Annotated in this window: 16 protein-coding genes; 4 read left to right on the top strand and 12 right to left on the bottom strand. The window is 66.8% G+C overall.

Annotated features, from left to right (window positions below):
• Nucleotides 1–85 precede the first annotated feature (85 nt).
• From DTS01S_RS23400 to DTS01S_RS23360, 9 genes are all read right to left on the bottom strand, one after another.
• Nucleotides 86–1,006 (bottom strand): alpha/beta fold hydrolase, encoded by a 921-nt coding sequence (locus tag DTS01S_RS23400; RefSeq protein WP_061289077.1) that lies wholly within the window; start codon nt 1,004–1,006, stop codon nt 86–88.
• Between the two features lie 62 nt (nt 1,007–1,068).
• The gene (locus tag DTS01S_RS23395; RefSeq protein ID WP_061289074.1) at nt 1,069–3,273 is read right to left on the bottom strand and encodes a 3-hydroxybutyrate oligomer hydrolase family protein; all 2,205 of its coding nucleotides are present in this window, start codon (nt 3,271–3,273) and stop codon (nt 1,069–1,071) included.
• 52 nt (nt 3,274–3,325) lie between these two features.
• Nucleotides 3,326–4,393 (bottom strand): branched-chain amino acid ABC transporter permease, encoded by a 1,068-nt coding sequence (locus DTS01S_RS23390; protein WP_016449609.1) that lies wholly within the window; start codon nt 4,391–4,393, stop codon nt 3,326–3,328.
• A 13-nt stretch (nt 4,394–4,406) separates the two neighbouring features.
• Complete coding sequence (locus DTS01S_RS23385) at nt 4,407–5,399, bottom strand: branched-chain amino acid ABC transporter permease (RefSeq protein ID WP_016449610.1); 993 nt, start codon at nt 5,397–5,399, stop codon at nt 4,407–4,409.
• Nucleotides 5,396–6,139 carry a branched-chain amino acid ABC transporter ATP-binding protein gene (locus DTS01S_RS23380; RefSeq protein WP_046240153.1) on the bottom strand — a complete coding sequence of 248 codons (744 nt, stop codon included), beginning with the start codon at nt 6,137–6,139 and terminating at the stop codon, nt 5,396–5,398. Before DTS01S_RS23380 ends, DTS01S_RS23385 begins: the two co-directional genes overlap by 4 nt.
• Nucleotides 6,136–6,918 carry an ABC transporter ATP-binding protein gene (locus DTS01S_RS23375; RefSeq protein ID WP_043791655.1) on the bottom strand — a complete coding sequence of 261 codons (783 nt, stop codon included), beginning with the start codon at nt 6,916–6,918 and terminating at the stop codon, nt 6,136–6,138. The genes DTS01S_RS23380 and DTS01S_RS23375 overlap by 4 nt, the downstream gene beginning before the upstream one ends.
• 3 nt (nt 6,919–6,921) lie before the next feature.
• The gene (locus DTS01S_RS23370) at nt 6,922–8,115 is read right to left on the bottom strand and encodes a substrate-binding domain-containing protein (protein WP_061289071.1); all 1,194 of its coding nucleotides are present in this window, start codon (nt 8,113–8,115) and stop codon (nt 6,922–6,924) included.
• Between the two features lie 337 nt (nt 8,116–8,452).
• The gene (gene msuE / locus DTS01S_RS23365; RefSeq protein WP_061289067.1) at nt 8,453–9,034 is read right to left on the bottom strand and encodes an FMN reductase; all 582 of its coding nucleotides are present in this window, start codon (nt 9,032–9,034) and stop codon (nt 8,453–8,455) included.
• 297 nt (nt 9,035–9,331) lie between these two features.
• On the bottom strand, nt 9,332–10,234 hold the full coding sequence (locus DTS01S_RS23360) for a LysR family transcriptional regulator (protein ID WP_016449615.1): 903 nt from the start codon (nt 10,232–10,234) through the stop codon (nt 9,332–9,334).
• A 111-nt stretch (nt 10,235–10,345) separates the two neighbouring features.
• Here DTS01S_RS23360 and DTS01S_RS23355 point away from each other — a divergent pair, with 111 nt between their 5' ends.
• From DTS01S_RS23355 to DTS01S_RS23345, 3 genes are all read left to right on the top strand, one after another.
• On the top strand, nt 10,346–11,320 hold the full coding sequence (locus tag DTS01S_RS23355) for a Bug family tripartite tricarboxylate transporter substrate binding protein (protein WP_047327060.1): 975 nt from the start codon (nt 10,346–10,348) through the stop codon (nt 11,318–11,320).
• Between the two features lie 54 nt (nt 11,321–11,374).
• Nucleotides 11,375–12,220: a substrate-binding domain-containing protein gene (locus DTS01S_RS23350; RefSeq protein WP_047327059.1), complete on the top strand. Its 846-nt coding sequence runs from the start codon at nt 11,375–11,377 to the stop codon at nt 12,218–12,220.
• Between the two features lie 119 nt (nt 12,221–12,339).
• Nucleotides 12,340–13,443: a porin gene (locus tag DTS01S_RS23345; RefSeq protein WP_061289065.1), complete on the top strand. Its 1,104-nt coding sequence runs from the start codon at nt 12,340–12,342 to the stop codon at nt 13,441–13,443.
• A 702-nt stretch (nt 13,444–14,145) separates the two neighbouring features.
• Here the strand turns inward: DTS01S_RS23345 and DTS01S_RS23340 are convergent.
• The 3 genes from DTS01S_RS23340 to DTS01S_RS29955 all read right to left on the bottom strand — a co-directional run bounded on the left by DTS01S_RS23340 (nt 14,146) and on the right by DTS01S_RS29955 (nt 16,895).
• Entirely contained in the window at nt 14,146–15,207 is a 1,062-nt protein-coding gene (locus DTS01S_RS23340; RefSeq protein ID WP_254788051.1) for a TraB/GumN family protein, read from the bottom strand.
• A gap of 62 nt (nt 15,208–15,269) precedes the next feature.
• Entirely contained in the window at nt 15,270–16,004 is a 735-nt protein-coding gene (locus DTS01S_RS23335) for a hypothetical protein (RefSeq protein WP_026062403.1), read from the bottom strand.
• 213 nt (nt 16,005–16,217) lie between these two features.
• Nucleotides 16,218–16,895: a LexA family transcriptional regulator gene (locus DTS01S_RS29955; protein ID WP_139223891.1), complete on the bottom strand. Its 678-nt coding sequence runs from the start codon at nt 16,893–16,895 to the stop codon at nt 16,218–16,220.
• Between the two features lie 107 nt (nt 16,896–17,002).
• On the opposite strand from DTS01S_RS29955, the gene DTS01S_RS23325 reads away from it, so the two are divergent.
• Nucleotides 17,003–17,689: a hypothetical protein gene (locus DTS01S_RS23325; protein ID WP_017405483.1), complete on the top strand. Its 687-nt coding sequence runs from the start codon at nt 17,003–17,005 to the stop codon at nt 17,687–17,689.
• The last annotated feature ends 247 nt before the right edge of the window (nt 17,690–17,936 follow it).

Here is a 17,936-nt window from a genome sequence, read left to right as displayed (position 1 = left end):
GCCCGCACCCGAAAAAGAAGGCGAGGCTGCACCCGTCGCAAATGCTAGCGCGGCTGCAACATCCGCGCCCGGCCCGGGTTGATGCTCAGCCGCGCTGCAGATGCTCCAGCACCCATTGCCAGTGCGCGGGCACGTTCAGCGCCGGCGCATGGCCGCAGCCGGGCACCTCCTGCCAGTGCAGCAGGCCGCGCGCGCCGGGGCCGCGCGTGGTCATTTCCCTGGCCACCTCGGGCAGCACCAGGTCCGAGTCCACACCCCGCAGCAGCAGCACGGGGATCTCCAGCGCGTCGTAGTGCGGCCAGATGCCGTAGTCGTCGTCATGGGCAGTGAACTGCTCGATCATGGCCGGGTCGTAGTGCGGCGTGACGCGCCCATCGGGCAGGCGGCGCACGCTGGTTTCGGTGAGCTTGCGCCACTCGGAGTCGCCGAGCCAGCCATAGGGCTGGTAGGCCTGGCGAAAGAACGCCTCCAGCTCGCCCACGGTGTCGAAGGCCGGCGGCTCGCCCGCATAGGCCTTGATGCGCGCCAGCGCTGACTCGGCCAGTTGCGGCGCATTGTCGTTGAGCACCAGCGTCGCAATGCGTGCGCGCAGCGAAGGCTCGAACAGGCCCGAGGCGCAGACCGTGCCGATGGCCCCGCCCATGGACGTGCCCACCCAATGCGCGCGCTCCAGCCCCAGCGCATCGAACAGCCCGCGCGCAATGCGGGCGTAGAAGCCCAGCCGGTATTCCTCGCGCGGCGCGCGGCTCCACTGGCTCAGGCCCCGGCCCAGCGTGTCGGGGCAGACCACGCGCCAGCCCTGCCCCGCCAGGAACTGCGCCAGCGCATCCATGTCGCGCCCCGTGCGTGCCAGCCCGTGCCAGGCGATGACCGTACCTGCAGGCTCCGCGCCGGGCGCAGGCTGCCAGTCCATGTAGTGGATCTCATAGCCCGAGCAGTGCGCGTAGCGGGAATCCGGCACGGCAACAAAAGGGGATGCGGACGAGGGTGATGCTGTGGAAGCCATGGAAGAAATCTCTGTGCAGGAGCGGCCGGCCGCCGTGGCAGCCGGCCGCCCCGGGGCCTGGCTCACTCAGGGATGCGGATCAGCCCGTCGCTGACCTCGATGGTGTTGGCCGTTGCGGGCCGCGTCACGAAGGGCGGCACCTGGGCCGCCGTGATGGCAGGCGCCGCGCCCGGCTGGCCGCCGCGCGGTGTGGTGCGCACCACCTGGCTGGCGGGCAGCGCGGTGCTGCTGCGCAGGTTGGCCCACACGGCATCCATGGCCTGGTTGAAGTACGGGTGCAGCGGCACGAAGCGCGTGTCGAAGCCCGAGAACGGCAGGAAGGCATCGAAATGCTGGGCATTCACCACCTCGATATAGCGCAGCCGCGTGCTGGAGCCATCCAGGCCACGGTTGAGCACCGTGTAGGCGCGCGCATTGTGGTTGACCGGCACCAGCGCATCGCTGCGGCCCGCCACGATGATGGTGGGCTTGCCGCGCAGCCTGCCGGTATGCAGCACCTCGTTGATGCCGGCGCGCACGGCGTCGCTCTGGGCGCGCGTGGGCACGCTGCTCTCGGACAGGTTGAAGCCGGTCACCGGATCGAAGCCCGTCACCAGCGCGTGCTGGCACAGCGCGTTGTCCAGCCCGAAGTCGGCCACGCGCGTGGAGGGCGACACGGCAAACTGCCAGGCCTTGGCCCCGCCCACCGAGTCGTTGTAGACCACCGTGGCGGGCGTGCCGTTGGCCGTGCCATTGGCCGTGGCAAAGCTCTGGGCCAGCGCGGCCCCCGTGGCGGGCACCACGTCGCCCGTGGCATTGGCGGCCGCAAAGCTGGTGCGGCACAGGTTGGCATCCACGCCAAACCGGCCATAGGCCATGGTGTACATGGCCGACAGGATGGGGCCGTTGCCCAGCGCGTAGTGGGCGTTGTGCATGCGGTCGTGGTCACGCGTCCAGCCGTACAGGCGCAGCTTGCTCAGCGCATTGGCGGCGCGGTCGGCCGTGGTGGCGCCGATGACCAGGCCCTTGGCGGCCAGGCTGGTGCAGCGTGCCTCGGCACGCGCCGTCATGGCGGTGAGGCCTATGTAGTTGAAGATGGATGTCTCGGTCAGCGCCGCATCGGGCGCCAGCGCCGCGCAGGGCTGGTAGATGTTGCCGTAGGTGGTGTACTCGGCCAGCGTGCGGCCCGGGTTGGGCATGGTCGCATTGCCCACGGCAATGGTGTAGCCCTGGCGCGTGGGCATCTCGGTCACGGGTTCGGAGGCCACCACGCCGTCGATCAGGCCGTCCGTATCCAGCTCGGCCGCGCGCAGCACGGCCGCGCCGCCGTTGGAGGCCGAGCCCGCCAGCACCAGCGTGTTGTCCTTGCCGAAGGGCACGGGGTCCTGCGTGGTGCCATAGCGGGCATTGAGCACGTACAGCGCATAGCGGGCCGCGGCCAGCGTGTCGTTGCCCCAGTCCTTTTCAGGGTTCTGCTGGGAATGCGCGTGCTTGATGGCAATGCGGTTGGGAAACGCCGCGTTGTAGGCGGCGCGCGCCGCATCGGTCAGCCGTGCGGCAAAGAAGGACAGGCTGCCGGCATCCGTGCGCGTGGCGCGGGTGCCGTCCAGCTTGTTGACGGTGTCGTCGCTCAGGTTGTGCAGGCCCACGCCCTTGCCCGCGTCGGTCAGCGCCACGGCGCAGCCCTTTTTCAGGCCCCACTCGCCCGCCGTGCCGATGGCGCCATACACGCCGCGCGAGCCCGAGGACGGGCCCAGCACGATGCAGGGCCGGTTGCGGTCAAAGCTGTCCGGCACCTGCACGGCCACCATGGTCTGCTTGCGGCCCGTGCCGTCGTCCAGCACGGCCAGGTACTCGCGCCCGGGGATCAGCCCTTCGCCCGCAGTCACCTGCCCGTCTGCCGTGATGTTGGGGCCGTACAGCGTGCCGTAGCCGCCGCCCGCCGTGGGGTCCAGGATGCCCCGGTAGTTGGAGTACAGCGCATTGCGCCGCAGCTCCGCCGCCGTGGGATTGGCCGGGTCCGCGTACAGGGGCGCAGCTGCGGCGCCCAGGCCCGTCTTGCCCAGGCCGCCCGTCAGCAAGTCCTGCGTGGCTGCCGTGGCACCCGTGCCGGTGGCCGTGGCCGGATACACCGTGGCGCCCAGCTCGGTAAAGCCCTTGGGCAGGTCGTTGCTGGGCTCACGCTCGCCGCTGCCGCAGGCCGCCAGCGCGGCCGCCGCCAACGCCGTGACGGCCCAGCGCCACGGGGTTGCAGGAATCGACGACACCATCTCTTCACGCTTCAACATGCCCATCTCCTTGTGGTAGTTCTCTGATGCACGAATGCGCCAGGGGCCCTGGTCAGGCTCCGGCGCGGGAAGAACGCAGACGCCCCACGACGCCCGTGGGGAAATAGTAGACCGACAACACGAACAGCACGCCCAGCCACAGCAGCCAGCGGTCGGGCGACAGCAGCGCGGCCAGCCAGGGCAGGCTGTGCGCGGCCTCGCTGGCCACGCGCAGCAGGTCCTGCAGATAGCTCTGGGCGATGAGGAACAGCACCGAGCCGATCGCCGCGCCATAGATGGTGCCCATGCCGCCGATCACCACGATCAGCAGGCAGTCCATCATGATCTCGAACGACAGCGAGGTATCGGGCCCGTTATAGCGCAGCCACAGCGCCAGCATGGCACCGGCCACACAGGCGAACAGGGCCGACAGCACGCTGGACAGGGTGCGGTACACCACCACCCGGTAGCCGATGGCCTCGGCACGGAACTCGTTCTCGCGGATGGCCTGCAGCACGCGGCCGAACGGGGAATTGACGATGCGCAGCAGCGCCAGCACCAGCGCCACGGCCAGCACGAACAGCAGGTAGTAGGTGATGATGCGCCCGTCGATCAGCACGCCCAGCACCTCGTTCTCGAAGGGCTCGAAGCTGGGCGACAGCCACTCGGGCAGCTTGAAGCTCAGCCCGTCCTCCCCGCCCGTCCATTCCGACAGTTGGGAGGCCAGCGTCTGGAACGCCGCCGCCACGGCCAGCGTGATCATGGCAAAGAAGATGGCCCGCACGCGCAGCGAGAACAGGCCGATGGCCAGCGACAGCAGCAGCGACACCAGCAGCGCCGCGCCCAGGCCCAGCGCCAGCGCACCCCAGCCCGCGCCCATGCGCGACGATGCAATCGCAACGCCATAGGCGCCAATGCCGAAGAACATGGTGTGCGCAAAGCTCACGATGCCGGTGTAGCCCAGCAGCAGATCGAAGCTGGCCACCAGCACCACGAAGATCAGCACCTTGGCCGCCACGTTCAGCGCCTTCACGCCAGGGAACACGAACGGCGCCGCCGCCAGCCCCAGGAAAATCAACAGCAGCAGCACCGCCAGCACGCGGCTGCGCGGCAGGTCGCCGGAAAGCAATCGGTTGAGCATGTCGATCACTCCTTCAGCGGTTCGCCACGGGATAGACGCCCTGAGGCCGCCACAGCAGGATGGCCACCATCAGCGCGATGTTGGAGAACAGCGCCACCTTGGGCACCAGGAACCCCGTGTAGTTGGCCATCAGCCCCACCAGCAGCGCGCCGATCAGCGCCCCGCCCGTGCTGCCCAGCCCGCCGATGATGATCACGATGAAGATCAGCACATTCACCTGCGCCCCCATCTGCGGCACCACGCTCTGCTGGTACATGCCCCACATCACCCCACCCAGCCCGGCCAGGGCCGAGCCCGCCACGAACACGCCCACGAACAGGCGGCGCACGCGGTAGCCCAGGGCCTCCACCATCTCGCGGTCCTGCACGCCTGCGCGGATCAGCAGGCCGATCTTGGTGCGCGACAGCGTCCAGGCCAGCAGGGCAAACACCGCCAGCCCCACCAGCACGGCCACCACGCGGTACTTTTCCACGGCGGCATCGCCCAGCAGCCAGGCGCCCTTCATGCCCTGGGGCAGCGGCAGCGGAATCTGCTGCGGGCCCCAGATGAGCTTGATCAGCTCCTCCCCGATGATCATGCCGCCCATGGTGATCAGGATCTGCTTGAGATGCTGGCCGTACACGGGCCGCACGATGAAGCGCTCGAACGCCAGCCCGATGGCGCCCGCCACCAGCATGGCCACCACCATGGCCGGCAGCACGGCCAGCAGGTTGCGCCACAGCTGGTCCGACCCCGTCCAGTCGCCCATGGCGCCCAGCACGCTGGTGGCCACGAAGGCGCCCAGCGCGATGAACACGCCGTGGCCGAAGTTCAGCACATCCATCAGCCCGAACACCAGCGTCAGCCCCGAGGCGATGATGAACACGATCATCCCCATGGCCAGCCCCGCCACCGTCAGCGTCAGCCAGGTCGAGCCCGAGCCCACCAGCGGCAGCGCCGCCAGGGCCAGCACGGGCACCAGCAGCAGCGGCTTGAAATCCACATCCAGCCTGTTCAGCTTGTTCATAGCGAAAGCCCCAGCAGCGACTGCTGCAACGCCGCGTCTGCCGAGAACTCGGCCATGCCGCCCGCGTGCACCACGCGGCCGTTGTCCATCACCGCCACGCGGTCGCCCAGGCGGCGCGCAAAGCCCAGGTTCTGCTCCACCAGCACAATCGTCGTGCCGCCCGCCTTGAGCTGGGCGAAGGCCGCGATCATGTTCTCGATGATGGCCGGTGCCAGGCCCTTGCTGGGCTCGTCCACGATCAGCAGGTCGCGCGGCTCCACGATGGCGCGCGCCACCGCCACCATCTGCTTTTGCCCGCCTGACAGCTTTCCGGCCGGGTGGTTCCAGAACTTCTCCACGGCCGGGAACATGCCGAAGATCCACTGCAGCCGCTGCGCGTCCATGCGGTCGGCGCGCGAGGCGCCGCGTGCGGCCAGCAGCAGGTTCTCCTGCACCGTCAGGTCCGCGAAGATGCCCATGTTCTCGGGCACATAGGCAATGTTCAGCCGCGCGATCGCCGGCGTGGGCAGGGCCGTGATGTCGGCCCCGCCAAAGGCGATGCGCCCCTGGCTGGCCCGCCACAGGCCCATGATGGTGCGCAGCGTGGTCGTCTTGCCCGCGCCGTTGCGCCCCAGCAGCATGGTCAGCTGCCCGCGCGGCACGGCCAGGTCCACGCCATGCAGGATGTGATAGGCCCCGATATGCGTGTGCACGCCCGACAGTTCGAGCAGGTTGGGGTGGGAACTGTGGTCGAGCGTCATGCGGCCTCCTTCACAGCGCCCTGCTCCGGCATCACACCCAGGTAGGCCTGCTGCACCACAGGCGAGGCAATGACCTCGGCCGGCGGCCCATCGGCCACCAGCGTGCCATTGGTCAGCACGATGATGCGGTCGGCCAGCTCGCGCACCACATCCATCTTGTGCTCCACCAGCAGGATGATCTTGCTGCGGTCCTGCTTGAGCTTGCGTATCAGGTCCAGGATCACCGGCGCCTCGTCATGGCTCATGCCCGCCGTGGGCTCGTCGAACATATAGACCTGGGGTTCCAGCGCCATCAGCAAGGCCACCTCCAGCTTGCGCTGGTCGCCATGCGGCAGCGCGGCCACGGCCTCGTCGCGCCGGGCGGACAGGGCCACCTGGTCGAGGATGTGCAGCGCCCGCTGCGTCAATGCCCGGTGGTCGCTCCAGATGCTCCACAGGTTCAGGCCGCGCCGGTGCGGCCCCTCGTCGCGCGCCTGCACGGCCAGGCGCACGTTCTCCAGCACGCTCAGGTGCGGGAACAGATTGGTGAGCTGGAACGCTCGCCCCAGCCCGGCCCGCGTGCGCGCCGAAGGGGCCAGCCCCGTCAGCTCGCGCCCGCCCAGCAGCACGCGCCCGGCCGTGGCCTTGAGCTGCCCCGAGATCAGGTTGAAATACGTGGTCTTGCCCGCCCCGTTGGGGCCCACGATGGCCGTCAGCGTGCCCGGCTCGAAAGCGCAGCTCACGCCGTTGACGGCCACATGGCCCCCGAAGCGGATGGTCAGATCCTCTGTGCGCAACATTGCTCAGCGGCCGTTGCGGATGGGAACCTGCATCTCCTCGGGCTTGATCTCGCGCACCAGTTCCGGCACGCCCCAGGCCAGCGCCGGGTCCACGCGGATCTTGAAGTGGTACATGCTCTGCAGGGCCTGGTGGTCTTCCTTGCGGAAGGTCATCTGGCCCTTGGGCGTGTCGAAGCTCATGCCCTCCATGGCCTTGATCAGACCGTTGGTCTTGGTGTCTCCACCTGTCTTCTTGAGCGCCGTCACGATGGCCATGGCCGCAGAGAAGCCGCCGGCCGTGAAGAAATCCGGCGGCGTCTTGTACTGCTTGTAGTGCATGGACACCAGCGCCTCGTTCACCGGGTTCTTGGGAATGCCGTAGTAGTAGTACGTGGCGCCCTCCATGCCCGGCAGATTCTTGTAGGCCGCCATGGCGGGCAGGATGTTGCCGCCCGTGGCGATATCGATCCCGTAGCGCTTGAGGTCCAGGTCCGCGATCTTGAACGGATTGCCCGCCCCGGCCCAGACGATCCAGATGATCTTCCTGCCCGGCTGGTCCTTGAGCTTGTCGATCAGCCGCTGCGCCCCTGCCGTGAAATCCGTGGTGGCGGCAGGCAGGTACTCTTCATGCGCCAGCTTGCCCTTCTTGATGGCGTCCTTGAAGGCCTTCACCCCGTCGCGGCCGAAGGCGTTGTCCTGGGCCAGCGTGGCAATCGTCACGCCCGCCCTGTCGATGGCCACCGCATTGCTGATGGCGTCCTGGCTGGAGTTGCGGCCCGTGCGGAAGATGTACTTGTTCCACTTGTCGCCCGTGATCGAATCGGCCACGGCCGGCTCCACCAGCAAAATCTTCTTGTACTCCTCGGCCACCGGCAGCATGGCCAGCGCCACGCCGGACGACGTGGGCCCCACGGCCAGATCGGCCTTGTCATCGGAATACGCCGTGGCCAGCAGGCTCTTGCCCAGGTCGGGCTTGCCCTGGTCGTCCTTCTCGATCACCACCAGCTTTTTGCCATTCACCGCCATGCTGCCGCCCGTGGCGTACTCCAGCCCCATCAGCAGCCCGGCCTGGGTCTGCTTGCCATAGGCCTCCAGCGCGCCGGTCTTGCTGTAGACGTGGGCAATGCGGATCTCGCCCTGCTGGGCCAGTGCAGCAGGAGCTGCAACGGCCATGGCGGCGAGTGCGATGGCGCAATGGAGGAAGGGGCGGCGGTGCATGGTTTGTCTCCTTTGGGGTTTGCGGCTTGATGGCCTGGCTGGGCCTGCCGTTTTGCAAGGGGACCATGCATGCTTTGTGCCAGGCACGCCCAGGCGGCACCAAGACAGGGACGGCCTTGTGCCCCCGGGGCCAGGCAGCCCGTGCCAGGGCCGAAAGTGTCTGGCCATTGGACAGATTCAGTGTCTTTTTCCAAGACAGCTGCCTGAATCCGATACAGGGCAAACCATGAACTCCTGGGATGTTCCCCTTCGCCTGGCCCACCATCACGTCCTGGCCGGCCAGCAGCCTCATGAGTTCAGGAGGCCCATGGGCGTGGAGAGAAAACCGTTGTTTTCTTCAGGCAACAGCCGCTGATTCGGCCAGATGGGGCATGGTGCGCTGCCTCAGTTCGACCAGCGGCAATGCCCGCTGAACCGCCAGCGCGGCCCGCTGTAGCAATGCCTCGTCGTGCAGGCGGTAGTCCACGAAATCCTTGTCGGTCGCGTAGACACCCAGTGGCAGGGTGCGTGCCTGGAAGAAGCTGAACAGCGGCCGCAACTGGTGGTCGATCACCAGGGCATGGCGCTCGCTTCCACCGGTGGCCGCCAGCAGCACGGGTTTGTCGATCAAGGCGTCCTGGTGGACGAAGTCGAAGAAGTGCTTGAACAGTCCGGTGTAGGCGCCGCGAAAGACTGGTGTGGCCACCACCAGCACATCCGCCTGCTCCACCGCCGCAAGCTCACGCTCCACCGTCTCTGGCAACTGCGAGCGCCACACCGCGCCGGCAAGCTGCGGCGCGAGCTGGCCCAGTTCCACCAGGCGTTGTTCGCACGGAACTTCGTCGGCGATCAGATCAGACAGATGCTCTGCCAGGGCGGCAGACTTGGAGGGGCGCTGCAGTCCGCCGGATACGGCGACCAGACGAAGTGGACCTGTCATTGCTGCTCTCACGCAAGATGGCCGGGGTTCAACGCGGGAGCCGGTTGTGGCGACCATGCGGTCCGAGGTGAAGTGATGGCCATGACTGCTTCCCAAAATGCAAACGAACAATGGGAGCGGATGATATGGAGCCAAATCAATGAAGTAAAATGGTTTTATCTCACAATTACATGATTAAAACTCATATAAAGCCTTAAACCTGCCCCGTCGGTGCTGTTCGGGGGACCATCCGGGTCACAAGCGAGGCGGGCATCTGCATCGCGCACAAGCGGGCCGTTGCCGAACCGGCATTCCCGCTCAGCGGCCCGCTTCCTGGGCCTGCACCAGACACTCCCGCAACGCCTGCGCCACAGGCCCGAGCATGCGATCGCGCCGCTGCAGCAGGCCCAGCGTGCGCCACACATCGGGCGCGGTCAGCGGCACGCCGCAGACCTGGGCATGGTCCTGGCGCAGGGCCAGCTGGGGCACGGCGGCCAGGCCCAGGCCCGCTTCCACCAGGGCCAGGGCGCCCGTGACGTGGTTGCATTCGTGCCAGGCCACGGGCTGCTCTGGCAGGCCGGCCATGACCTGGTCCAGCAGCAGGCGGTTGCCGCTTTGGTGGGAGACGGACACCAGGCGCTTGCCCGCCAGCTCGGCCCATTCCACCTGGCTGCGCCCGGCCCAGGCATGGCTGCGCGGCATGGCCAGCACATAGCGCTCGCGCGTGAGCGCCTCAAAGCGCAGCGACGGCTCCTGGCTGCCCGTGAAGCTCAGGCCGAAATCCGCCTCCCCGCGCAGCACGGCCTCCACCACCTGGTGCGCGCTCTCGTCGATGACGTGCACCTGCACATCGGGCTGCTCCACGGCAAAGGATTTCAGTACCGGGGGCAGCAGATTGGTGGCCACCGAAGGCACGCAGGCAACCGTCACCCGGCCACGGCGCAGCTTGACCTGGTCATCCACGCGCTGCACGGCCTCGTCCAGGCCGGCCAGGGCCCGGCGCGCCTCCTGCAGGAATTCATGGCCTACCTCGGTCAGCTTCACTTGCCGCGTGGTGCGCTCCAGCAGCCGCACGCCCAGCACCGACTCCAGGCGCTCCACGCGCCGGCTCAAGGCAGGCGGCGACAGGAAAAGCGCTTCTGCGGCCAGGCGAAAACTGGCCTTCTCGGCCGTGGTCACGAAGGCGATCAGCTCCCCCATGTCGAATTTGATGCGCTGCATGCAACAGTCCCTCCAAAAGTTGCAATTCACAGAATAGCAGCCCCTGCATAGGATGGCGCCCTTGATAACGCTGCCCCCTGCGGGCAGGCAAGACCAACAAACGGAGACGACATGCACCAACGCAGACTGATCGCGGGCGGCGCCCTGGCCGCCCTTCTTTCCCTGGCCGTGGGCACCGCCCAGGCCCAGGACTTCCCCCCCAAGAAACCCGTAGTCATGGTGGTCGGCTTCGCCGCAGGCGGCTCGGCCGACATTGCCGCGCGCATCATCGCCAAGAAGCTGGGCGAGAACATCGGCCAGAGCGTGGTCGTGGAAAACAAGCCCGGCGCGGGCGGCAACCTGGCCCACACGCAGGTGGCCAATGGCCCGTCCGACGGCTCGGTGCTGCTCTTCGGCTCCATCGGCCCGCTGGCCATTGCGCCGCACTTCATGAAGATCGGCTACGACCCGCTCAAGGACCTGGCCCCCATCACCATGGGCGTGAACTTTCCCAACGTGCTCGTCGTGCCGGCCGCCACGGGCATCAAGACCCTGGGCGAATACGTGGCCAAGGCCAGGCGCGAACCCGGCAAGCTGGACTTCGCCTCCACCGGCCCCGGCTCCGCATCGCACCTGGCCGGTGAACTGCTCAACGATGTCGCCAAGATCGACACCCTGCACGTGCCCTACAAGGGCGGCGCGCCCGCCCTGCAGGACGTGCTGGGCAACCGCGTGACCTCCTTCTACGCAGCCCCGCCCACGGCCCTGCCCCACATCGAATCGGGCAAGCTCATCCCGCTGGCCACCACGGGCCTCACGCGCCCGGCCTACCTGCCCAACGTGCCCACCGTGGCCGAGAGCTTCCCCGGCTTCAACGCCACCAACTGGTACGCCTTCGTGGCATCCGCCAAGACGCCCAAGCCCTTGCTGGACCGCTGGAACACCGAGCTGGTCAAGGTGCTGAACACCCCCGAAGTGCGCGACAACCTGCTCAAGCACGGCCAGACCGCCGCCCCGGGCACCCGCGAGGAACTGGGCCAGTTCATTGGCGCCGAGCACGCCAAGTGGGGCCGCATCATCCGCGAGCGAAAAATCACCGCCGATTGATTCCCTCGGCAGCCGTTAGCCGTTCCCCAACCATAAAAAACCAGGAGACAAACCATGACCGCCATCCGTTCCACCCCCCTGCAGTCCTCCGTGCCATCCACCCTGCGCCGCCGCACCCTGGGCGCGCTGCTGGGCGGCGCCCTCAGCCTGGGCCTGGCCCTGGGCGCTGCCGCGCCCTCTACCGCCGCCGCAGATGAAATCCGCGTGGTCACCTCGGGCGGCTTCTCTGCCGCCTACGACCAGCTGATACCCCTGTACGAGCAGGCCACGGGCCACAAGGTCGTCACCTCGCGTGGCGCCTCCATGGGCAATGCGCAGGACTCCATTCCCAGCCGGCTGGCGCGGGGCGAGCAGTTCGACGTGGTCATCCTCGCCGACTCGGCCCTGGACAACCTGGCAGCGCAAGGCAAGGTGGAAGCGGGCAGCCGCGTGGACCTGGCGCGCTCCATGATCGGCATGAGCGTGCGCAAGGGCACGCCCAAGCCCGACATCAGCACCGTGGATGCGCTCAGGCAGACCCTGCTGGACGCCAAATCCGTTGCCTACTCGGCCAGCGCCAGCGGCACCTACCTGGCCAACGAACTGTTCCCGCGCCTGGGCGTGGCCGAGCAGATGAAGGGCAAGGCCACCCGCATCCTCAGCGAGCGCGTGGGCGCCGTGGTGCTGCGTGGCGATGCGGACATCGGCTTCCAGCAGGTCAGCGAACTGCTGCCGTTCAAGGAGCTGGAATTCGTCGGCCCCCTGCCCGATGAAGTGCAGCAGCGCGTGTTCTTCTCCGCAGGCGTGGCCACCGGCGCCAAGAGCCCTGACACGGCGCGACACCTGATCCGCTTCCTGGCGGCCCCCGCCGCCGCGCCCATCGTGCGCAGCACCGGCATGGAGCCGGCGGCCAAGCCCTGACGGCAGGCCCCCGAGCCCTCAAGGCTCTCTAGGCACTCAAGGCCCTCGACACACAGGGGGCCTTCACCCCTCCCCGGTTCGACCTCCATCCAGCGGCGCTGCAACGGCACTGCTGCGGCATGCCGCTGCCCAGCCCTATCACCCTCGCCACACCCATGAACACCAAAACCCTGGTGCTGATCACCCTCGCCGCCGCACCGCTGTCGGCCCTTGCGCAATCCAGCATCACGCTCTACGGCATTGCCGATACCGGCGTGCGCTACACCAGCGGCCTCACCGCTGCCAACGCGGCCAGCAACACCTCGGGCGCCGCGCTGTCCAGCGGCGTCAACACCACAAGCCGCTTCGGGTTTCGGGGCCGCGAAGACCTGGGCGGCGGCATGTACGCCCTGTTCAACCTGGAAACCGGCCTGAACCTGGACACCGGCACCACCGCCAACTCCAGCAAGTTCTTCGACCGCGCGGCCATCGTGGGCCTGGGCGGCAGCTGGGGCCAGGTCACGGCCGGCCGCCAGACCAACCTGCTGGCAGAGGCCATCAGCCCCGTGGACCCCGTGGGCATGCGGTTTGCCTCCTTCAACCCCAACATCGCCACCGCCGCGCTCAGCAGCCACGGCCTGGGCGTGGAATACGGCAGCGCGGGCGCCACCACCGGCTCGTACCGGCTGGACAACTCGGTCAAGTACACCGGCCGCTTCGGCGGCCTCACCGCCCGCGCCATGTACAGCTTTGGCGAGACGGCGCAAGGCGGCTCCGCCCGCTCATCGGCCGGCGCGGGCCTGGCCTATGGCACGAAGACATGGACCGTCTCCGGCGCCTACCAGCGCTTCAAGACCGCAGACCAGTGGGAGCTGAAAGCCGCCACCCTGGGCGCCAGCTACCAATGGGACAAGCTGCGCCTTGCGCTGAACACCGCGCGCAGCGACGGCCAGACCAACGCCACCACCGCCCGCACCGTGCAGCGCGTGCACTCGCTGGGCGCCACCTGGTCCGCCCGCAGCACGCTGGACCTGACCGCCGCCCTGTACCGCGTGGAACGCGAACGCAGCGGCCGCGCCGCAGACGGCTACACCCGCGCCCTGCTGTTTGCGGAATACAAGCTGTCACGCCGCAGCAAGCTGTATGCGGAACTGGACCGCACGCATTGGAGCGGAGGGTTTCAGGGCGGGCAGAACAAGGATGTGGCTACGGGGGTGGCTGCGGGGTTGATGCATAGCTTCTGAGGGGCGCTGCGAGCACTCGCCCCATTGCCAACTCAACCGCCCAGCTTTTTGAATGGCGTGTCGGAAGTGATCCAGCCCTTGCCCTGGGGGCAGATCACTTCCTTGTAACGCAGCTCCTTTTCAAAGCTCCACTGCTGGCCGAATGCGCAAACGTCCCCTGCGTTGAGGACAAATGCCACTGTCTGCGGGTGGCCATTTTTCAGCAGAACATCGACGCTTTGCGTCGCTTCCTACCGGCCACTCGGCGACTGGCTGCATCCCAGAGTTGCCAGCAACGCCGTGATCGCCGCCCTTCGCAGTAGGTTTTTCATCAACTGCCCTTCTTGTAGTTGTCGCGCGAAGACTTTCGAGCGACGGCTTCGGCTGGTTGACGACGTTCAGCGGCGACAACCCAACGACGGCTATCGACCCGTTGCAGTCGTTCGTCGCGGGCCTGTCGGTGTCGGCTTTGCGGCGGTTGCGGTCTTCCAGACTTCGCCGACGAACGCGCACTACCGGCCATCAGCAGTCGTACCCCACTAAGCCGCGAGCGACCGCTGCGGAAAAGAGCCGCCGCACAGGCCGCCTGCTCCGCACAAGCATCAGCGCGCTTGGTGCATCAAGAGACGCGAATCGAGGCTGAATGCTGCGCGGGTGTTGTCTGTTTTCAAGACCGGACAGCAGTCTCGACCAATACACTCGGCGCCATGCGTCCCCGCCAGGTTAAAGCCGCCCCTCCAGATGCTCAGGCGCCGAGATGGTGCGCATCCACTTCACCGACTCCACCTTCCAGCCTGGCTCACGCTGCATGATTTCCATCACGCCTGGCAGATGCGCAGCGCCATACGTGACGTAGATTTTCGGGCGCTTGTCATCCAGCAATTGCCTTGCAAGGTGGCGATTGCGGAAGTCGAGCACCACCGGGTCCAGGTCACCGCCGCCGCCCTGGCCGGAACGGCGCATCACATAGGTCATGAACCCGCGGCACAGTGTGCCGGCGAGCGTGACCTGCCGCTCATCGCCAGACTTCTGCCATTCGATCACACGCGCCACGACGTCCGATGAATCGTCTTCAGCGTCGGTGGCTTGCTGCACTTCACGTTGGCGCATCGCTGCCGCGAAGGCTGGGTCGCTCTGCACCAATCTGTCGTACTCCTGCTTCATCGCTCGCGTGTCCACGTCCATGGTCACGTGCCGTTCGGGGTGGGCCTTGGCATCAGCCACCACCGGCCCAAAGTAGTCGATCTGGTAGGCGAGACCGCAGTTCTGGCCGAGCTCTCGGTAGCTGTCGCCAAGGTCTTTACCCTGGGTCAGGACCTTCTTGAACCAGGCGTCGGCTTCCGGATCGCTGTTGGCCACGCCTTCGTAGGCCAACACATAACCGTCGGCTAATGCCTTCTCAAGGTCGTAGACTATGGTCTTGAAGAACCGCTCGGCACCCACGTGCTGCATGCCTTGCAGCACGACGGTGCGGGGTCCGTTGGACATGGTGACGGTGGGCACGATGGCTGGACGTGTCTCGGTCATGACGGCAAGGACATACACCGGTGCTGCCGCCAATCCGCACAACAAAAACCACAATCCGACGCTGCCATGCAGCCAACTTGCAGCCCAGGACCGTGCCCTGGACGAACGCGAGATCCGCCGCCAAGTCCAGACCAGCGGAACCGCGATCAGCGCGGCCGCCAGTAGCAAAGCAGGCAGCGAGAGCCAACTCGCACCGAGAAGGATCGGCAGGCCCGCCACGAAACAAAGCACAAGCACTGCCCACAGCAATGTGGTCAAGCGGATTGACAGCGTGCTGCGCACAGGGCCGCTGTCGGTTGTAGGGGTGGGGGCCTCCATCTTCAGAACTTGCGGCCCGCGCCCCAGTCTCCCTGGTCGCATTTGCCGACAAAGCCGGGCTTGTCCTTGATCTCGACCATGCCGGTACGCCGGTCGATGTTCACGCTGAGCCTGTTGAGGCCGTTGACCTGATAGCGCGCCGTGATGCGGTCGGGCGACATCTGCACATCCTCCAGCTGCCACCAACCGTCGACGCCGCCGGAATTCAGGGGCGGAATCATCTTGTCGCTCAGGTGGATGCGTCCCCGGCCATCGCGGAACTCGAACTGCACGCCGGTCTGGAACTGCTCGTTCGCAGACTCCACGCGCTGCGTGGGCTCGTAGTGCTTGCGCCTGTCGTTCCACTCGTAGCCCGAGTGGCTGGAGAACACTGCATGCTCGCCCTGACCGTAACAGATGAGTGTGAGCGCGTCCGGCTGGTGCGGGCGCGGCGGTATGTCGCCTGCCACGCCTCCAGGACGACAGTTCTGCTCAGGGATGCGGTTGATCGACGCGTAGCGGCCATCGTCGGTGGAAATCGCCACGCAGGCACGCTGCGCGTCGCTCCACCAGAAGGTCCAGGATTGTTCCCGCACGCGGGTGGCGCGCACCTGCTGGTAGCCACGCGCCTGCATCTGGGTTTCCCCGCCGGCGCCGCGCGCGCCGACAAGATCGGCAAGGTCCGGCGGGGTCTGTGCCTGTGCTGTCGCAACGCACAGCGTCGCAAGAATTCCAACCGTCAATATCCGGCTTGTCATATGTCACTCCGTTCTTTCGGCATGATGCCATTCTCGCCGCAGCGGGTGCGGTTGCTCAATGACAGCAATGTCGCGAGACGGTGATTTACAAAAGCTGGGCGACCGGCCAAGCCGGTTGATCAGTTCCAAGGGAGAGCCAAGCGCTTGGCTCTGCGACTGCCATATCCCAAACGCATGCACAAAGCATTCAAGTGTCCGCGACGGATGAAAGAGTCAGCCACCAAGCAACGACAGACTCAGAGCTTGGCCCCAACCCATATGCCTCTGCACCAGGCCCTCTGCCTTCCCGGCAATGACGATATCCGGGTACTCGCTTTTATCAGCGTTGTCAGCCACTGCATGCCAAACATCGCCCACCCGCTGAAAGCGCCGCACAAGCATCTGCCCTTCCCACGCGAATGCATAGACGCTGCCACGGCGCGGCGTTCCATCCGCACGATTGAGCAAGAGCACGGCCCCATCCCGGATCGTGGGCTCCATGCTGGTTCCTGCCACATGGACGAGGGCCGCGTTCACCGCACTGACACCAACTGAGCGCAAAAAGTCGCGCCGGAACTGCAATGCGCCAAGCTCCGCCACAAGAGCGCTCCCAACATCCGAGTCTTCGGTCACGCCGACGCTGAGTTGCGAGACCTGAACGAAGTCGCTGTGTTCTTCATCCCCGTCAAGGGAATATTTCGGCAGGTTCAGCGCCTCTTCTATCTCCCGCGCCAGCTTCGCGCCTATGGGCTTTCTCCCTCTCAAGCGATCAGACCAATAACTCGATGTCCGGCCAAGTCGATTGATCAACTCCAAAGGGGAGCCCGAGTTGTCGCCCTTCCGATTGGTCCTGCCCAAGCGCAGGCAAAGGGCATTCAAGTTCGCACAACGGATATTTGACGTGTCGCTCATGGGTGTACTTGAGCCCACGAATTACACCAAAGGGTGTTAACAAGAAGCGATTCCAACGATGCAATGGCGATTGATCGTTTCTGTGAATGCACGCTTGCCCTTATTCCATGCACATCACCCACCACTTCACCCCCGGCCTGCGCTTCGCCGCACGCTGGAAGTACGCCGCCCGCGCGCCATCGGGCCGGGCCTGTTGGTCGGGGCAGCCGGATGCGGGCAGGGCCGATCCGCATGGCGCCTGGTGGTGTGTGCGGCGCTGCGCTGCCGTGCTGCGGCGGGAGATGTGGCAGTCGGTGGATCTGCCGCCAGGCATGCCCTTGCGGCCGGGGCCGGAAGATGTGGCGCTGGCTCTGCACGCGCTGATGCCGCGTTGGCAGGTGCAGCTCAGCGCTGGGGCTGGACACATGCCCATGCAGTCCTGCACCCGGGCGCTGCTGGCCGGCGGCGGGGCCGTGCTGCAACTGCAGTCAGAGGCGCTGCACCGGTGCCCACAGAGCACGTTCTGGGCCTGGGTGATTGGTGTGGAGATGCATCAGAGAATGCTGCCCGCGCCGGTGAAGCCATGGCCGTCATGCCGCGCGCCCCGCCCCGTCGCGCTACTCGCCATTCCCTTTGGCTGGAGCATGCCCTGGGCCTGTGGCTATGCGGCGCGGGTGCAGGTGAACCTCGACGGGCATTGCGATGTGGATGGCATTGACGGGCAGTGGCGCGAGTGCCGCTGCCTGGCCGCAATCACGCTGTCGCCCGCGCAACGCGGCAATGCAAAGCCATTGGCGGGGCACGCACCGTGTTGAAGTCCACCACGACAAGGTCCCACATGGATGAGACCACGCACCTCACCCACCGCTTCACCCGAGGGCTTCGCTTTGACGGACTGTGGACCTACTCGGCGCTCACGCCTTCAGGCCGAGCCTACTGGGCACGACTGCCGGCAACCCGGGCAGGCGGCATGGCTGCAGCAGATCCACAGCGCGCGTGGTGGCGCGTGCGCCAGTGCGTTGCAGTGCTCAATCGCAGGCCCTGGCGTTCCGCGCATCTGCC

Source organism: Delftia tsuruhatensis NBRC 16741, from assembly GCF_001571325.1.
Classification (GTDB): domain Bacteria; phylum Pseudomonadota; class Gammaproteobacteria; order Burkholderiales; family Burkholderiaceae_C; genus Comamonas; species Comamonas tsuruhatensis.
The sequence above is the reverse complement of the archived record's forward strand: the minus strand, read 5'-3'. Positions and strand labels throughout refer to the sequence as shown.

Coding starts and splice junctions, on each gene's coding strand:
- DTS01S_RS23400 (WP_061289077.1), bottom strand. CDS start 1,006: ATGGCTTCCACAGCATCACCCTCGTCCGCATCCCCTTTTGTTGCCGTG.
- DTS01S_RS23395 (WP_061289074.1), bottom strand. CDS start 3,273: ATGTTGAAGCGTGAAGAGATGGTGTCGTCGATTCCTGCAACCCCGTGG.
- DTS01S_RS23390 (WP_016449609.1), bottom strand. CDS start 4,393: ATGCTCAACCGATTGCTTTCCGGCGACCTGCCGCGCAGCCGCGTGCTG.
- DTS01S_RS23385 (WP_016449610.1), bottom strand. CDS start 5,399: ATGAACAAGCTGAACAGGCTGGATGTGGATTTCAAGCCGCTGCTGCTG.
- DTS01S_RS23380 (WP_046240153.1), bottom strand. CDS start 6,139: ATGACGCTCGACCACAGTTCCCACCCCAACCTGCTCGAACTGTCGGGC.
- DTS01S_RS23375 (WP_043791655.1), bottom strand. CDS start 6,918: ATGTTGCGCACAGAGGATCTGACCATCCGCTTCGGGGGCCATGTGGCC.
- DTS01S_RS23370 (WP_061289071.1), bottom strand. CDS start 8,115: ATGCACCGCCGCCCCTTCCTCCATTGCGCCATCGCACTCGCCGCCATG.
- msuE (WP_061289067.1), bottom strand. CDS start 9,034: ATGACAGGTCCACTTCGTCTGGTCGCCGTATCCGGCGGACTGCAGCGC.
- DTS01S_RS23360 (WP_016449615.1), bottom strand. CDS start 10,234: ATGCAGCGCATCAAATTCGACATGGGGGAGCTGATCGCCTTCGTGACC.
- DTS01S_RS23355 (WP_047327060.1), top strand. CDS start 10,346: ATGCACCAACGCAGACTGATCGCGGGCGGCGCCCTGGCCGCCCTTCTT.
- DTS01S_RS23350 (WP_047327059.1), top strand. CDS start 11,375: ATGACCGCCATCCGTTCCACCCCCCTGCAGTCCTCCGTGCCATCCACC.
- DTS01S_RS23345 (WP_061289065.1), top strand. CDS start 12,340: ATGCCGCTGCCCAGCCCTATCACCCTCGCCACACCCATGAACACCAAA.
- DTS01S_RS23335 (WP_026062403.1), bottom strand. CDS start 16,004: ATGACAAGCCGGATATTGACGGTTGGAATTCTTGCGACGCTGTGCGTT.
- DTS01S_RS29955 (WP_139223891.1), bottom strand. CDS start 16,895: ATGAGCGACACGTCAAATATCCGTTGTGCGAACTTGAATGCCCTTTGC.
- DTS01S_RS23325 (WP_017405483.1), top strand. CDS start 17,003: ATGCACATCACCCACCACTTCACCCCCGGCCTGCGCTTCGCCGCACGC.